The organism is Flexithrix dorotheae DSM 6795, from assembly GCF_000379765.1.
In the GTDB taxonomy this organism is placed as follows: Bacteria; Bacteroidota; Bacteroidia; order Cytophagales; family Flammeovirgaceae; genus Flexithrix; species Flexithrix dorotheae.
The window spans coordinates 1-16,698 of sequence record NZ_KB903484.1 but is presented as its reverse complement, the minus strand read 5'-3'; the positions used below and the strand labels follow the sequence as shown (position 1 = coordinate 16,698).

Sequence of the window (16,698 nt, the reverse complement as noted above, 5' to 3'; positions counted from 1 at the left end):
TTTCATTTTGTTAAAAAGTTAAGTTGTTTAAAAAAAATTGATGGCCTATTCCTCAATTTGAACTGCAGGAGGAAATTTGCCGAAAAAGTTTATTTATTTTTTTGAGAAAGTTTAATATTTATCCCGCCATACCAGATTCTTCCAGGAAGGGATGGTTCAAAACTGTTGGTTACATCAAGGATATTATTAATCCCGCTTTCTATGGTTATCCATGAGAAAAGCTGCTTGTTTACTGCCAGATTAAGCAAAATATAACCATCTGCATATTCATTATCAGAATCAATTATTCCATTGCCATTGGCGTCTCCCACACCCCATTTTCCCCGGTAAATTGTCCTTAATGACATATCAAAATTATACCGGTTATTTATGTAAAACAGCTTGGCATTTCCAGAATGTCTCGATCGGTTTACCAGCCCTCCGTAATCCTCCAAAGTGACTTTTTGAGTTCTGTTGGTGGCGGGATCTCTTTTAAAAATTTCACCATTTTTTATCTTATTGATATCCTCAATATTTTTGGAATCCAGATACTGGTATCCAAGTGAGAAGTTAAGGTTGGGTAATAGCTTATAATCTCCTTTAACATCCACTCCCTGAGTGATTACTTCATCAAAATTGAAATAACTGAACACATTTTGACCATTTGTTTTCCGGGCAATTGGGGCGGTATCGATTAAATTACTGATCTCATTTCTGAAAAAATTAAATGAAATTTTGGATTTCTTTCCAGGGGTTAAGTCAAATCCCAGGTTATAAGCGATAGAGCTCTCTGCTTTAATTGTTTCTATAGTTGCAGGGTCAATAAATACCGTTTCAATCTGACCTTGTTCAGTCAATTCTTCCATTCTATCCTGTACAATAGTCGATCCTATCACCGTATATCCTGCCACAGGATTGGTAAAATTGAGGATAAGCTGCCTAAAATCCGGAGATTTGTATCCACCTCCAAAAGAAGCCTGCATGGTTATCCAGTTATTTATTTGATAGCCTGCCGCTAATTTTGGACTAAACCGAGAGGCATAGGCATTGTGATGATCAAACCTGCCTCCCAAAATCATATTAAAGCGATCTGAGGGAATCCATTGGTATTGCAGAAAAGCATAATTGGCTTTAAATTCATCGATATCCTCATAATTGGTTGCCTTTACCTGCTCATTTGTGGCTCCAAAACCAATAGTGGTGATATTTTCCTCATTAATGTACCAGTCGTATTGTAATTCCAACCGATTAAAAAACTGGTCAAAATAACTGTTTTCATAAATGGACTGGTCTTTATTATTGATGAGTTGAGTTTCGGTTTTGTAGGCTGTATGGTAACCTCTTAGCTGTAAATGGTGATTTTCTTTTAATTTGATTTCCAAAGTAGGCATTAAATTCCAATCACTTCTTTTCCCTTTATCCTGCATAAGTAATTCTTCCTCATTTACAGTAAGTTCTGCCACATTTTCCTGATTTTCTGTGTACAGCCTGCTGTTAATACTTAAATTAACTTTGTCAGAAAATTTATAAGCGAATTTAGGATTAAAGGTATAGCCGCTGTATTCTGGAATGGTTTGAGAAAGTGTTTCCTCATTCAAATCATAACCATTAGAGCCCACCCGGTTGAAAAATATACTTGCAGAGGACTTTGGGCTGGCATAACCCACTGTGGTATTCAAATCGGAAGTTTGAAAAGTTCGGTACCTTGCTCTTATTGAAGTAGAGAATCCCTCCTTCGGTTTTTTGGTAATAATATTAACCACTCCTGCCATGGCTTCACTCCCATAAAGTGAAGAAGCAGGGCCTTTGATGACCTCAATTCTTTCTATATTATCTACGGCCAGTCTGGACAGATCTAGGGTTCCTGCCGTCCTTCCTATTATGGGTTCACCATCTATTAAAAACAGAATATAATCCGAAGACAATCCCTGCATTTGCAGCCCGGTTCCATGATCTGATACGATTTGCATACCCGCCTGTTCTAACAGAACTTCATCCAATCTTAGCGCACCAATTTTTTCGATTTCTTCCGCCTTAATGACTGAAACTGGCAATGGAATATTTTCGATACTTCTACTTGTTCTTGTAGCAGAAACTACCACCTCATTCAATCGCTGTACATCTTCCTCAAGTATAAAACTGATTTCCTTTTGATCAGGAATAGTAAGGGTATGGGTTTGGTTTATAAACCCAATTGAAGAAACCCTGATTTCATGGCTACCGTTTGTCAGTGATATTCTGAATTCCCCATTAACATCCGAAATGGTCCCATTTTCCCCTGTCTTTATGGTTGCATGAGGCAGTCCTTTTCCATCCTTATCTGTTACCTTACCTTTCAATAAATGTGTGATTTGACCGAAAGTATTCTGAGATAACAGTAAAGCAAAAATGATTACTGTAAATTTCATATTTTTATCATGAATCCAATTTATGTAAAGCAGAAACAAGTTCCTTCCATTCTGTCAGTTCTGGTTGGCCGGGTTTTCTAAGTCCGAAAAACTGCACCACAAGATTTTTATCAGCATCAAAACATTCAACCGAAGTTACATCTCCATCAGATGTTGGCTTTGTTACCACCCATGCATATTCCACTAAATCCATTCGAAGATGCATGTTGAAATTAGGATCAAGCACATTAAGCCATTTTTCTATTCCGGTATGTCCTCTTTCCAGTAGCCGAATGGTTCTGATGGTATCCTGATGAATTTGTAAGTTCCCCCGATTGCCGGCAAATATCATGATAGGTAATTTTTGTTTGGCAGCCTTTTCTACCAATTCCTGTACCTCCTTAATTTGAATTGGGTAAGCAAATTTATCCTTTGCCAATTCAACGGCATGGTATCGATGGACTTTATACTTTTTAAGTAAGGGAAAAAAATCATGAGTATCCTTTAGATTTGACCAATCCTCCAGAAAAACTTTTTGATCAACCGCTTCATTATAATCCACAGGAGTATAGGCTTTTACTGAAAGGGTAGTGCCCTGATCGTCAGCTTTAAAATCAGCCACTAATTTTTCATAAGCCTCAAAATCGCTGTCATCCTGCAAGTAGATTTTGGTTATGGCGTTTCCTTCATGATCGAAAACCTGAAGACTGGTTAAAGACCGATCCCTTTTCCTGGATTTTACAGCATAAGCCACATACCAGGAATTTAAAAATACCCTGGTTTCTATGGGTCCTATTACTGTACCTATTTTATGGTCCCCTTTACCAAAGACATTAACTTTTTCAAAAGCTCCCTTATGTTCCAAAATGCAACTGTCATTTCTGGTCAAAGACATAACTCTGCCTAATTCCGGTAGTCTTTTCAGAATTTTTTCCCATTCTGGTTTTAATCGGGTAACTTCTCCATCCATTTGGGTGGCTAAAAGCTGGGCCTCACTAAGGTTTAAAACCTTAGCCATCTCCCTGATTCGAATACCTGGTTTTTCCTCCTGAACTTTTTTGCAGGCTTTAATTATAGATGCTGTTGTAGCAGCTTGATCATTAGTTAATATGTCCATAAGTAATTGCATTTAAATTTTCTGATTTATTTTGGATTCCTGAATCAGGGATGATTATTTTTTGTCCATTATCATTTATAATCCTGACAGGATGGTTAAATGTTTCTTCAATAATGTCTTGTTTGATGACCACCTCGGCTTTTCCCACCGCAATTGTTTCTCCTTTCTTTAGGAATAACATTTCATCCGCAAATTGAGTGGCAAGATTGAGATCGTGCAGAATAGCTAAAACACCTACATTTTTTTGAGTTAAACTTTTGGCTAATCCCAGTAAAGATTGTTGCTGTGCTAAATCTAAACTTGAGGTGGGTTCATCCAGAAATAAATATTTTGGTTCTGGGGAAAAATCGTGAATTTGAGTCATTACCCTGGCCATTTGTACTCTTTGTTTTTCACCACCAGAAAGTGTTTGATATAACCGGTTTTTAAAGTCTGTAAGCCCTGTGAGTCTTAATACTTCTTCAATGATTTTCTGGTTTGTAGCGGTAGTCGTTTGATGAGCATATCTGCCAATTTCAATTACCTGTTCCACAGTAAATGGAAAATTAACAATGGTATGTTGGGGTAAAACGGCTCTCAATGCAGACAATTCTTTACTTTTATAATGGTGGATATTTTTCCCATTTATCCGGATAGAACCACTATAACTGGCTATTTCTCCAGACAAAATTTTCATCAATGAAGATTTTCCTGCGCCATTTGGGCCAACCACTGCTGTAAAACAACCGGGTTTAACCCTCAGGTTACAATCCTTCAGAATGACAGACTTTCCTATTTTTTTTGAAATATCCTTTGCTATTATCATTATATCAATCTTTTCTTTTTGGCTGTAATGAGCAAATAGATGAAAAATGGCGTACCGATTAAAGCCGTAATGACTCCAATAGGAAGTTCTGCCGGAGCCACCAGTGTTCTTGCAAAGATATCCGCAAAAATGAGTAAGCAGGCTCCCCCGATGGCCGAAGCAGGTAACACGATCGTATGATCAGCATTGAAACACATTCGAATAATATGCGGTACTACTAAGCCCACAAATCCTATTATTCCTGAGAAGGCAACTGCAGTACTTACAGCAAGTGCACTAAAAACAATCGCCACAAATTTCACTTTTTCTACTGCCACTCCGGAATGAAAAGCTTCTGCCTCACCTAAGGCAATGGCATTAAGGGGTTTGGCAAGAATAATCAATACAATCACTGATAGACTTGTGATAGGGAATAAAATGGCAAGTTTATCCCAGGTAGCCACACTTAGATCACCAAGTGTCCAGAAAGTGAATGTTCTCAGTTGAGCATCATCGGCATAAAATATGGCAATTCCAATAATGGCACTTGCGAGTGAAGTCATGGCTACTCCCGCAAGAATGAGATAAGTAACTTTTGTTTTTCCTTCAAACTGACTGATTTTCAAGGTCATGATGGTCGCAATAATCCCCCCTAAAAAAGCAAATACGGGTATGAACCATTGCCTTGCAATGCCCAGGATTTCTGGGAAAAACCTTTCTAAAACCATAATGACAAGGATTGCACCTAGAGCAGCTCCACTGGAAATTCCAATGATTCCCGGTTCAACCAAGGGATTTTTAAAGAGTCCTTGCAAAGTTGCTCCGCTAAGGCCAAGAGAAGCACCAATAAGCATGGTAAAAATGAGTCTGGGTAAGCGGATATTGAAAATCACTAATTCCATAGTATTGTCCACTGGTGTTTCGAAAATACCCAAATGGTTGGCAAATATTTTTAGAATTTCCAATGGGGTAATTTCCAAAGCTCCAATTCCTAAGGAAATAATAAGCAATCCCAGCAAAATGCCAGTGAGCAATATAAAGGAGAAGGCATATTTCCCTTTTACTAGTTTTAAATTCAATTCCATTTATTCTACAACTTCAGGATGCGTTAAATAAAATAACTCCTTTGCAGCCTCTGCCACTCTTGGTCCCCAATTGGAAAGTAATATACCATTCATTGAAATAATTTGCGCTTTTTTTCCTGCTGTAGTTTGCATGACTCCGGGTATTTCCAAAACTTTTGCTTTCCCTCCAAGACTTTTCAGACCAGAATCAAAAAATAAAATATAATCGGGATTTGCCTTAATAAGTGATTCCGTATTGAGGGGCTTATATCCTTCTATTTCAGGAACCGCATTTACCGCACCAGAGATATCCAGTAAATTGAATGCTGAATTTTTTCCTCCTACCTGCATATTTCCCTGACCACGGGCGTACACGCATAAGACCTTTGGTTTTGATGGAGTAGAATCAACCTTTTTCTGAATTAGTTTAAGAGATTTCTTTATTTCACTGATCATTGCTTCACCTTCGCTGGTTTTGTTTAAGGCACTAGCAATGATTTCTATCCTTTCCTGAATTCCCTCTAGGTTACGTTCCTGGGTGACCACAATGGTTTTTATGCCTGTGGCTTGTAAATGACTGATCACCTCGGCCTTTACATATTCCTTTTCAAAAATGACAAGATCCGGATTTTGAGAAATAATACCTTCTGCAGATATATTACTTCTGTAACCAATGGAAGGAAGTGATTGAAGTGCCTCAGGATAAAGGCTTGTCCGATCTGTTGCTACAATTTTTTCGCAATATCCTAAAGCACAAACAATTTCTGAAGATGAACTACCTGCAGTTATGATTCTGTGTTGAGCGCTTATGGAAAGGCAGGAAAATATGAAAATGGTTAAAATAAAAATCTTGTTCATGTTAAATTTATTTAGATCACCTGTATTATTTTATTTAGATAAATTCTAAATAACGCAAAATTGCCAGAAATTATGAGAAATGTCAATCGCCATGGATAGTCAATTTTCAATTCATCATCTTTAGGTAGGAGTAGCTATTGGTAGTGAATAGAGGTTATTATAGGTGGCAAAACCCAATTATAAGTGCTTATCAGCCAATTCTTCCGATGTCTTATTTTTTGGTGCAATTTATTATATTGCCACTCTTTTGAGTCTGATCTGAATAATAGAAGGTTAGATTTAAACATTCCTTTCTAAATCGAGGGAAAGGTTTAAAGTAAATATGAATTTTGAACTGAACTAACTTTATGTTGACATTCCTCACATTTATAGCCTTCACTGGCTTTGTGGCCTTTTATTCCTGGTACAGACTTAAAAACGAGCCTCTGGATACACAAGATGGTTATTTCCTTGGTGGGAGAAGCCTTACCGGAGTTATGATTGCTGGGTCCATGTTGTTAACCAATATTTCTACAGAGCATTTAATCGGCATGAATGGGTCAGCCTATAAAAATGGTTTTATCATTATTGCCTGGGAAGTTACTTCAGCATTGGCCTTAGTAGTGGCCGCCTTATATTTCGTACCTACCTACCTTAAAATGGGATTAACGACCATTCCTCAATACCTGGAATATCGTTTTGACAAGACGATTAGGACACTGGTCGCTTTCCTGCTTATTCTATCCTTTGTGGTAACCATTTTGCCGATTGTATTGTATACCGGAGCCATCAATCTGGAAAGTATTTTTAATATTTCCGAATTACTGGAAGTCAACAAGTCTCAGGGATTATGGTTTACGGTAATTATGATTGGTGCGATTGGTTCTGTATATGCCATTTTTGGGGGGTTAAAAGCTGTGGCCATTTCCGATACGGTGAATGGTTTTGGGTTATTTATCGGAGGTTTAATGGTACCCATTTTTGCTTTCTGGGAAATTGGAGATGGCAACCTTTTGGCAGGACTAAGTAAAGTAGCTGAGGCTGCTCCTGAAAAATTTAATGTAGTAGGTAGTGAAGATTCTGTGCTTCCATTTAGTACTTTATTTACAGGTTTAATGATTAATCAGCTTTATTTCTGGGGTATGAACCAGACCATAATTCAGCGGGCATTTGGAGCCGCAAGCCTCAAAGAAGCTCAGAAAGGGCTGCTGTATACAGGTTTACTCAAACTTTTTGTACCTGTAATTATAGTACTACCCGGAGTGATTGGTTTCTATTATTTTGGAGATAGTATGTATGAAAACCAGGACATGATTTACCCGGAATTGGTTAAAAAGGTTATGCCGGTGAGTTTTACCGGATTTTTTGCAGCAGTAGTAATGGGGGCAGTTCTCAGTACCTTTAATAGCGTGCTTAATAGTACAGCCACCCTGTTTAGCATAGGTATTTATAAAAGGCACCTTTTTAAAAATGCTTCTCAGGGAAATGTGGTGAGAGCAGGAAAAATTACTTCAATGGTTTTAGCCATTACAGCCATTTTCATTGCCCCATTTATTGCCAATGCTCCGGAAGGGCTTTATCAGTTATTACAGCAGTTAAATGGCATTTTCTTTATCCCTATTGCGTCCATTATTATTGCCGGTTTATTTATGCCTAAAATATCAGCTGCCGGAGCGAAAGTAGCCTTGTTTTTTGGTCTTGGTTTTTATATTTTCACCAGCTTTATTTTTGAGGTTAATCTCCATTTTGTGCATTTATGGGGAATAGAATTTATCTTAAATTTGTTGCTTATGGTTACAGTTTCTTATTTCTATCCAAATAAAAACACTTTTAAACCAAAAGATTTGGGTAAACTTGACATGCACCATTGGCGATATGGAAAAATAATGGGGATTGCTTTGACACTGATCACCATTGCCATTTACATTTGGCTGGGACAATAATCGAAATAAACAATAAAATAGAATATAGATATGGAAAAGAAAGGTAAGCTTGATATCGAGGAATTATGGGAAAAAGATTTGCAGGAAAGGTATCCTGAAAATCCTGCTAAGGAAAAGGAAGAATATCGAAATTACGATGATCCTGCCAGGGACACCGTTCGAAAGTTTTATCAGGAAAACCACAGGTACCAGACCCTGGATTTTGTGTTAAAGAAAAAGGAAGAATTTCTAAAATTTGATAAAAGAGAGATGACCCTTTGGGATGCAGTTGATTTCTTAAATACACTGGTGGATGACTCTGATCCTGATATTGACCTGGACCAGACCCAGCATTTAATGCAAACCTCTGAGGCCATAAGAGCAGATGGTCACCCGGACTGGTTTGTGCTCACCGGCTTTTTGCATGACCTTGGTAAAGTGCTTTGTTTGTTTGGAGAGCCTCAATGGGCAGTAGTTGGGGATACTTTTCCAGTGGGTTGTAAGTTCTCGGACAAGATCGTATATTCCGAATTTTTCGATGAAAATCCAGATGCAAAAAATGGCGAATTAAATACAAAGTTTGGTATTTATGAAGAAAACTGCGGGCTGGATAAGGTGAATATGTCCTGGGGGCATGATGAATATTTATACCATATTATGAAAGATTACCTGCCGGAGCCAGCTTTATATATGATTCGCTATCATTCATTTTATGCGCAACACAGGGAAAATGCTTATGCCCACCTTATGGATGACAATGATAAAAAAATGTTTGAATGGGTAGAAAAATTTAATCCTTATGACTTGTATTCTAAATCACCAACTCCGCCAAATGTTCAAAAACTAAGACCATATTATGAAGATCTGGCAAGCAAATATCTTCCTGATACTTTAAAGTTTTAATAGGATATGAGCATCTTGTGTGATTTTCATTTGACAGGTTTTTGAAGTCTTTAAATCACAAATTAAGATTTGATCTTTCCATTTTGGAAGCTAAAAGTATCATTTAAGCAGAATTTGGGTGTAATTAGACAAAATATTTAGATATTTCCCAAAGCAATTTAGGATAAGTCTGATTTGAATATTTTGTCTTTTACCTATTAATTTTCAACAAAACTAATAACTAAACCGATGAGCTCTAGAAGGGATTTTTTACAAAAATTTGCCGCCTCAGCAATTGCCTGGCCTGTTTTAAATCAATACCATACTGTAAGTTTAAGTGAGATCCATGACCAACAACCCTATGATGGACCTATTTTAAAAGTGGCCATTATGGGTTTGGGAAGTTACGGTACACGAGTGGCCGAAGCAATGAAGGATTGTAAAAAAGCTAAATTGGTTGGTGTGATTAGTGGAACTCCTTCAAAAATCCCAACCTGGCAAAAGAAATATGATATCCCTGAAAAGAATTGCTACAACTATGAGAATTATGACAAGATAAAAGATAACCCTGATATTGATGCAGTTTATGTAATTACGCCTAATAGTTTGCATCATGAGGCTGTGTTACGATTGGCTAAAGCGGGAAAACATGTCATTTGTGAAAAACCAATGGCCATTAGTGCCCAGCAAGGTCAGGAAATGGTAGATGCCTGTAAAGCAGCAAATGTAAAATTACTGATTGGGTATAGAATGCATTTTGAGCCTAAAACGCTGGAAATTATTAAAATGAGGAATGAGGGAGAGTTTGGTAAAATCCTATTCTTTCAGGGTTTGTCAGGTTTCAGAATTGGTGATCCCACGCAATGGCGATTGAATAAAGAACTAGCAGGTGGTGGAGCCATGATGGACATAGGAATTTATTCCATTAACGGAGCACGCTATATGGTTGGAGAAGAACCCTTTTGGGTTTCTGCTCAGGAAACCAAAAACGATCCTGTAAAATTTAAAGAAGGGGTCGATGAGACCATTCAGTTTCAGCTTGGATTTCCCGGAGGTGCAGTTGCCTCTTGTCTATCTACCTATTCCATGAGAAATTTAGACCGGTTTTTCCTAAATGGTGAAAATGGTTTTGCTGAATTATTACCGGCAACAGGATATGGACCAATTAAAGGAAGAACCAATAAAGGTGAATTGACCCATCCTCATGTTACGCACCAGACTGTCCAAATGGATGAAATGTCTGATATTATTTTACAGGGAAAACAACCTATAGTTCCATTGGATGGGGAAGAAGGTGTAAAAGACATGAAAATAATTGATGCTATTTATAAGGCTGTTCGCACTGGTAACAAAATTCCATTAAACTTGTAGCTAATTTTATATATAAAAATTTTGTTTTTCCGCTTATTTTCCTTTAACTTTATTATAGTCTTCTATTTGTTAGAAAGCTTATGGGTCGATTTTACGTGTTTCCTTTAATTAAATAAAGCCTATTTTCATTTTGGAATATAAAAATGCGGTGAAAATTGAATATTCATCTTATTTACTATTTTCTTCAAAAACGCATTTCCACCAAAAGACCTCAATCTAAGTTAATTGATCCACTGCATAGGTGTTTGTGTGCTTTACAAACAATCATGAAAAAGTATTTTTCATCTCCAAACCCGGAATTATGGATTTACAATACCAAAATGATTATATAACTGTATCTTATGACTTACAGCAGGATATCGTTTATAATAAATGGTTTGCCCAAACTATGAACATGGATGAAGATACCTTTAAGCAGGAAATTAAAAAATTGGCGGATACTTTCAGGAAAATCCAACCTCAAAAAGCTGTGAGTAATGGGCAAGACTTTTTTTTTACCATAAATGTAGATTTACAGCAATGGGTGGCATTGGATTTTAATGATTGTATAGCTCCTTTTTCTGCTTTGGTAGTCAGCCGGGAATTATTAGCCCAGCTGTCTTTGGAGCAAACTGCGGAGGAAATAAAAAGAAAAACAGATGTATTTATTAAATATTTCGATAACGAAAATAAAGCCTTCAATTGGGTAAAAAGTATTAAAGTTCATACGAATTTTAATCAGGAATAATCAAAAAAAGATAGTAGGTCATAAGTTAGGGAGAGGTAACTCCTTAGTGTAAAAAATGGGCTTTTCTTAAAGAGAATGTTTGATCTTTTGTTGTTTGGGGATGTGAAAACATGTCTTGTCCTTAAAAATTACTCCTTCATCCTTCTTATTTCATAACATTGAGAACTATAGTTTTTCCAGTTATTTTTTATACCTATTTTTAGTTTTTGGCATAAATTCCAAATGCCCAAAAGTTAATTTATAATTGCTAGTTCCGGATAAATTCATCTTTATGATTAATCATTATTTAAGACCATTTTTATTAATATTTTTTTACCTTTTAATAAATTATACATTAGCCCAAACCAGCCTGCTCAACCAGTTAAGTTCTCCGATTATTTTTAAAGGCGATGATACAACAGCTTTTCGGGACCCTGCAATTTTATTCCACAATAATGTATTTTATCTGTTTTTTACCCTTGTGCAAACTGAAGATGGAAAAATATATTCCTACACTGCGGAGAGTCATTCAGAAGATTTGTTAAACTGGAGTCCTGCAAAGATCCTTACCCCTAAGGATCAGGCTTTGGATTTTTCTAGTCCGGGAAATATCATTAGGTATAAAAATGAATGGGTTTTGTGTCTGCAAACATATCCCCGTCCTGATTACACCACAGACCAGGGAGTACGGTATGGGACCAGCGATGCAAGGTTATTTACCATGCGTAGCAAAGACCTGAAAAATTGGAGCGCACCTGAAATTATTAAAGTAAAAGGACCTGATATGGAAATTGCCGATATGGGAAGAATGATAGATCCCTATTTGCTGGAAGATAAAGATGAAAAAGGAAAGTGGTGGTGTTTTTATAAGCAAAATGGTGTAAGTATGTCCTATAGTTACGACTTGCAAAACTGGACGTTTTCCGGGCACACAAAGTCAGGTGAAAATGTATGTGTGCTAAATGAAAACAACGAATATATTTTATTCCATTCTCCGCCCAATGGCATATCCATTAAACGATCCGCTGATTTAAATACCTGGAAGGATTGGGGAAATCTGATTACTTTGGGCCAAAAGGATTGGGACTGGGCCAAGGGAAGAATTACAGCGGGAACAGTCATCAACCTGAAAAAAAATAAAAATTTGGGGAAGTATCTTTTATTTTTCCACGGTTCCGGACCTAAAACAGAAACTGAAGGGGGTTTTGATAAAAATGCTTCGATAGGAATTGCCTGGAGTGATGACTTGCTACATTGGGAATGGCCCGGGAAAAATGAATAAATACCTGTCAGATGTTTATTGGTTAGTTTATGGCTGTAATCTTATAAAGCCAGTTTTTTATCCTAATACTTTTGCGGTATCTAATAATATTTACTCCAACCGATTAAAAATTAATTTTGTCAGCAAGGTCTATATTAGAAACCTTGTGTAAATCTGAGCTTCAGAAGTTTTAAAAACACGAAAATGCAGACCCTGCTGTGACTTCCTTTTGGTTCCCATTGAGAATTGTTTCATAATTTACCTCAATCGATAAAACATATTGATAATCAGTACTTTAAATCAAATACCTCTATCCCTGTATAGAAAAATTTAATGTATTTATAAGCACATGAATAGCCCGTTTTGGAAAATCCGGGATATTAATATAAGGATTGACATTTATGGTTTAACCAACAATTCACCTTAATTGGGCAGTAGTGAAAATACATTTTAAAAATAATCTTAGGAATAAAAGTTTAAAAAATTGATATGAAAAATCAACTAGCAATAAACGGGGGATCGAAAACAATGAACAAAAAATTTGTGTGGCCGGTATTTGATGAAAGTGATGTAGATGCGGTAACAGAAGTGGCAAAATCCGGAGCCTGGGGTAATCCGGATTGTACTGGCAGGGTTGCCCAATTTGAAAAAGAATTTGCAGAATATTGTGGGAGTAAATATGCAATTTCCTGTGTTAATGGTTCAGTAGCTTTGAGGCTAGCCCTGATTGCCTGTGGTGTAAAACCGGGAGATGAAGTGATCGTACCACCCTACACTTTTATTGCCACTGCTTCAATAGTGTTGGAAGCCAATTGTGTACCGGTGTTTGTAGATATTGATCCTGAAACTTATAATATTGATCCGGTTCAAATTGAAAAGGCTATTACTTCGAAGACGAAAGCTATCATTCCGGTACATTTTGCCGGCCAGGCCTGTGATATGGATAAGATCATGGAAATTACTTCAAAGCACAATTTGAAGGTAATTGAAGATACCGCGCATGCACACGGAGGGGAATATAAGGGGAAAAAACTGGGAAGTATTGGTGATGCGGGTTGTTTTAGTTTCCAGTCTTCGAAAAACCTTACCAGTGGGGAAGGCGGCATTGTGGTGACAGATGATGAAGGGTTATTTGATATGATTAATTCTTTGAGAAATGTGGGTAGGGTAAAAGGTGGAGAATGGTATGAACATCATAATCTGGGATGCAATTACCGTATCACAGAATTGCAGGCTGCTTTACTTTCCAAACAGTTAGCCAGATTAGAACAACAAACACAATTGAGAAATGAAAATGGTGTTTACCTGAATTCTTTACTGGAAAAAATTGAAGGCATTCAACCCCTGTCCAGAGGGCGTGGGGAAACCCTGCATACTTATCATATCTATATTTTTAAATATGATAAATCAAAATTCAGTAATCTGTCAAAGAAGGAATTTGCCAGTATGCTGGGAGCAGAAGGAATTCCATCCTTTATGGGTTATCCGGAACCTTTGTATAAACAGCCACTTTTTAAGGAAAAAAACTTCCTATGTTATGCAATTCCAGAGGAAGTAAATTATACAGACGTTTGCTGCATAGAAACAGAAAAGGCCTGCTATGAAGATGCTGTTTGGATTATGCAAAACATAATGTTGGGCACAAAAGAAGATATGGATCTTGTGGCTGAAGCGATTTTAAAAATCCAACAAGCAGTGAATTCATGAAAAAACTCTATCCTCTACATGGGATTGTGACTGTACTTAATACCCCATTTGCTGAAAATGGGGAGATTGACTTTAATGCATTACAAAAAAATGTAGAGGAAGCTTTGTTAGCCGGAATTTCCGGATTTCTTGTACCTGCCATGGCTTCGGAGGTGCATACCTTAACCCTGAGGGAAAAGCTCAAAATGATCGAAGTTGTTCTTGAAAGGGTAAATCAAAAAGTACCTGTTTTTGCAGGTACAGCGGCTCCTTCCCTTAAGGATTCTGCAGATTTCCTTAGGGCTTGTAAAAAAATTGGAGTAAGAGAATTTCTCATTCAGTTGCCCTTTCAAAATGAAAATCAATTTAAGCAGGATTTCTATAAACTTGCTGAACAAGACCCGGAGGTGATTATGTTACAGGACTGGGATGCCGGAAACCAGGGTTTGCCAGATCACCTCATTATGGAATTGTTTAATACAGTTCCCGCTTTTCGGTGTTTAAAAGTGGAAACTGTTCCTGCCGGATTAAAATATTCCAGAATGCTGGAATTATCCAATGGCACAATGAATATTAGCGGAGGTTGGGCTGTTGCCAATATGCCTGAAGCCATAAAAAGAGGAGTACATGCTTTTATGCCAACAGGTATGCACTGGATTTATTCCAGGATTTTTAGGGATTTTCAGCAAGGAGATGACAAAAATGCCCTGGAATTGTTTCATCAAATTCTACCGATTTTAGCTTTTTCCAACCAGCATCTGGATATTTCCATACATTTTTTTAAAAGGCTGCTTTGGAGACAGGGGATTTATCCAACCCCTAATCTCAGAAAAAACACCCTTCCATTTGACCACATACACCAGGAAATCGCTGATCAACTGATTAATCAAATTATTCTGATTGAAAAGACAATCAAAAACAGTTTATAAAAAGCGATTAATTAAAAGCTCGTCCTTCTTTAAAATTTAAGCGCCAGTGCTCCACACCGGGTACTCTACACCGGGTACTCCATACCGGGTACTACTATTTCCGGGAAAAAGTAATCTCTCTATCAGTCTTTTATGGCTAAATAATAGTCAGTTATTCTTTTTCAGTGGTATCTATTATAGATATTAACTAAGAAAAATTTAACAAAAAAAATGAACAGACAAAGGAGCAAGACGCAAGTTATTTTCATCATTAAAATACTGGTTATCAATTTCTTTTTCAAAGTTTCGATGGCCTCTGGTCAGTCCACCGAAAAATTTTGGGAGCCCATTGCTGATGAGGTTTATTTACAGGAAATCTCACATAAAATTGCCTACGATCAACCCATTTCAGCAGTGAGCATTGCCAATGGGAAATGTTATGTACTCATCAATAATAAAGTACATTTACTTGAAAATGAGCAGTTTAACCAGGTTTCAAATGGACCTGATCAAGTCAACCAGCTCATTTCCATGGCAGGCAGTACTTGGGCCTTAAGTGAAAATGGCGTGTTCCGGTTAGAAAGTGACAAATGGGTAAAAAAAGGTGATCAGAAATTTGTGGATTTGTGTTTACATGCAGGCCTTTTACATGCAGCCACAAAAGAAGATATTTATAAATTTGAGCAAAATGAATTCATCTCCATAAAACCTGAAGGAGGTTATGGGAATAGCGATATAACCATGTTAATGGAGGATGGAACCCAACTCCATGCTGATCCGGTAAGATTAGGGCCAATTGAAAAAATTGAATCCTATAGTGGAACACTTCATGCGCTTCGTCCGGGAGAGCTTATTCAGTTTGATGGAAAAATTGTAAATACTGATTTTATAGATTGGGGGAGATTGCCTTCAAAATCCACCAGAGACTTACTCAGCTTTGGCAGTAAATTGTACATTTCTACAGATAAAGGATTAGGGGAATTACGGGGAGCCTCCATGCGTGTGATCAGGGGAGAGGACGGATTACCAGTGGAAAATACTACTTCACTCACAAGGGGTTTTGAAAATGATCTTTGGATTGGTACGGAAAGAGGTGCAGTGAGAAAGGTGGGTGATGAATGGCAATATTTTGGAGCAAGCCACTGGTTGCCAAATAACAAGGTAAATGCCATAGCAGTAGATGGAAGGAAGGTATATATTGCCACTGATGGAGGTTTGGGAATTATCGAATATGAGGAATATACGCTTCAGAAAAAGGCTTCTTATTATGAGAGGCACCTCAATGAATGGGGACATAAACGTCTGGGTTTTATTCAAACTGTTTATCAAAAAGATGGGGGATGGATTCGTGAAGTAAGTGATAATGACGGGGCACATACTGCTACCTATCTGGCTGCGATGTGTTATAAATATAAGGTGACTGGAGAGGAATCTGCGAGAGAGGAGGCAATTGAAACGTTCAATGCCATGATTTGGCTGGACAGAGTTACGCCAATTGATGGCCTTATTGCCAGATCGATTTACTCAGTAGAAGGAGATAAAGGTGAAAAGGGAAAACATGGTTCAGGAGGACTTCCTGCTAAATGGTATGCCACTAAAGATGGAAACTGGTATTGGAAAGGAGATACTTCAAGTGATGAAGTGATTGCCCATTTCTATTCTGTTTCGCTATTCCATGATCTGGTTGCCGAGGGCAAAAACAAAAAACTGGCGAAAGCTCATTTAACAAGAATGGCTTCTTATATTATGGACAATGGCTGGGTAATGAAGGATATGGATGGTAAACCAACCCGG

General features: G+C 37.4%; 12 protein-coding genes and 1 pseudogene. 8 read left to right on the top strand and 5 right to left on the bottom strand.

Annotated elements, in window-relative coordinates; all coding sequences use genetic code 11:
- Window positions 1-89: 89 nt before the first annotated feature.
- From A3EM_RS0133485 to A3EM_RS48010, 5 genes are read right to left on the bottom strand one after another with little or no spacing between them, the layout of a single operon-like run.
- Window positions 90-2,387: a TonB-dependent receptor gene (locus A3EM_RS0133485; protein WP_020532631.1), complete on the bottom strand. Its 2,298-nt coding sequence runs from the start codon at window positions 2,385-2,387 to the stop codon at window positions 90-92.
- A 7-nt stretch (window positions 2,388-2,394) separates the two neighbouring features.
- The gene (locus A3EM_RS0133480; protein ID WP_020532630.1) at window positions 2,395-3,483 is read right to left on the bottom strand and encodes a hemin-degrading factor; all 1,089 of its coding nucleotides are present in this window, start codon (window positions 3,481-3,483) and stop codon (window positions 2,395-2,397) included.
- Window positions 3,467-4,288, bottom strand: a complete 822-nt coding sequence (locus tag A3EM_RS44465) for a heme ABC transporter ATP-binding protein (protein WP_020532629.1) — start codon at window positions 4,286-4,288, stop codon at window positions 3,467-3,469. Before A3EM_RS44465 ends, A3EM_RS0133480 begins: the two co-directional genes overlap by 17 nt.
- Entirely contained in the window at window positions 4,288-5,352 is a 1,065-nt protein-coding gene (locus tag A3EM_RS0133470) for a FecCD family ABC transporter permease (protein WP_020532628.1), read from the bottom strand. Before A3EM_RS0133470 ends, A3EM_RS44465 begins: the two co-directional genes overlap by 1 nt.
- Complete coding sequence (locus tag A3EM_RS48010; RefSeq protein WP_020532627.1) at window positions 5,353-6,189, bottom strand: heme/hemin ABC transporter substrate-binding protein; 837 nt, start codon at window positions 6,187-6,189, stop codon at window positions 5,353-5,355.
- A gap of 347 nt (window positions 6,190-6,536) precedes the next feature.
- On the opposite strand from A3EM_RS48010, the gene A3EM_RS0133460 reads away from it, so the two are divergent.
- The 8 genes and pseudogenes from A3EM_RS0133460 to A3EM_RS0133425 all read left to right on the top strand — a co-directional run.
- The gene (locus tag A3EM_RS0133460) at window positions 6,537-8,111 is read left to right on the top strand and encodes a solute:sodium symporter family transporter (RefSeq protein ID WP_020532626.1); all 1,575 of its coding nucleotides are present in this window, start codon (window positions 6,537-6,539) and stop codon (window positions 8,109-8,111) included.
- A gap of 30 nt (window positions 8,112-8,141) precedes the next feature.
- Complete coding sequence (locus A3EM_RS0133455) at window positions 8,142-8,993, top strand: inositol oxygenase family protein (RefSeq protein WP_020532625.1); 852 nt, start codon at window positions 8,142-8,144, stop codon at window positions 8,991-8,993.
- 228 nt (window positions 8,994-9,221) lie between these two features.
- A complete protein-coding gene (locus tag A3EM_RS0133450) occupies window positions 9,222-10,343 on the top strand; it encodes a Gfo/Idh/MocA family protein (RefSeq protein ID WP_020532624.1) in 1,122 nt (373 codons plus the stop codon).
- Window positions 10,344-10,644: 301 nt separating this feature from the next.
- Window positions 10,645-11,070, top strand: coding sequence for a hypothetical protein (locus A3EM_RS0133445; RefSeq protein ID WP_020532623.1), 426 nt, complete (start codon window positions 10,645-10,647; stop codon window positions 11,068-11,070).
- Between the two features lie 271 nt (window positions 11,071-11,341).
- Window positions 11,342-12,331 carry a glycoside hydrolase family protein gene (locus A3EM_RS0133440; RefSeq protein ID WP_020532622.1) on the top strand — a complete coding sequence of 330 codons (990 nt, stop codon included), beginning with the start codon at window positions 11,342-11,344 and terminating at the stop codon, window positions 12,329-12,331.
- Window positions 12,332-12,799: 468 nt separating this feature from the next.
- A complete protein-coding gene (locus A3EM_RS0133435; RefSeq protein ID WP_020532621.1) occupies window positions 12,800-14,017 on the top strand; it encodes a DegT/DnrJ/EryC1/StrS family aminotransferase in 1,218 nt (405 codons plus the stop codon).
- Entirely contained in the window at window positions 14,014-14,925 is a 912-nt protein-coding gene (locus tag A3EM_RS0133430) for a dihydrodipicolinate synthase family protein (protein WP_020532620.1), read from the top strand. Before A3EM_RS0133435 ends, A3EM_RS0133430 begins: the two co-directional genes overlap by 4 nt.
- A 210-nt stretch (window positions 14,926-15,135) precedes the next feature.
- Window positions 15,136-16,698 (top strand): annotated as a pseudogene (locus A3EM_RS0133425) (hypothetical protein); the annotation flags it as partial.

Coding starts and splice junctions, on each gene's coding strand:
- A3EM_RS0133485 (WP_020532631.1), bottom strand. CDS start 2,387: ATGAAATTTACAGTAATCATTTTTGCTTTACTGTTATCTCAGAATACT.
- A3EM_RS0133480 (WP_020532630.1), bottom strand. CDS start 3,483: ATGGACATATTAACTAATGATCAAGCTGCTACAACAGCATCTATAATT.
- A3EM_RS44465 (WP_020532629.1), bottom strand. CDS start 4,288: ATGATAATAGCAAAGGATATTTCAAAAAAAATAGGAAAGTCTGTCATT.
- A3EM_RS0133470 (WP_020532628.1), bottom strand. CDS start 5,352: ATGGAATTGAATTTAAAACTAGTAAAAGGGAAATATGCCTTCTCCTTT.
- A3EM_RS48010 (WP_020532627.1), bottom strand. CDS start 6,189: ATGAACAAGATTTTTATTTTAACCATTTTCATATTTTCCTGCCTTTCC.
- A3EM_RS0133460 (WP_020532626.1), top strand. CDS start 6,537: ATGTTGACATTCCTCACATTTATAGCCTTCACTGGCTTTGTGGCCTTT.
- A3EM_RS0133455 (WP_020532625.1), top strand. CDS start 8,142: ATGGAAAAGAAAGGTAAGCTTGATATCGAGGAATTATGGGAAAAAGAT.
- A3EM_RS0133450 (WP_020532624.1), top strand. CDS start 9,222: ATGAGCTCTAGAAGGGATTTTTTACAAAAATTTGCCGCCTCAGCAATT.
- A3EM_RS0133445 (WP_020532623.1), top strand. CDS start 10,645: ATGGATTTACAATACCAAAATGATTATATAACTGTATCTTATGACTTA.
- A3EM_RS0133440 (WP_020532622.1), top strand. CDS start 11,342: ATGATTAATCATTATTTAAGACCATTTTTATTAATATTTTTTTACCTT.
- A3EM_RS0133435 (WP_020532621.1), top strand. CDS start 12,800: ATGAAAAATCAACTAGCAATAAACGGGGGATCGAAAACAATGAACAAA.
- A3EM_RS0133430 (WP_020532620.1), top strand. CDS start 14,014: ATGAAAAAACTCTATCCTCTACATGGGATTGTGACTGTACTTAATACC.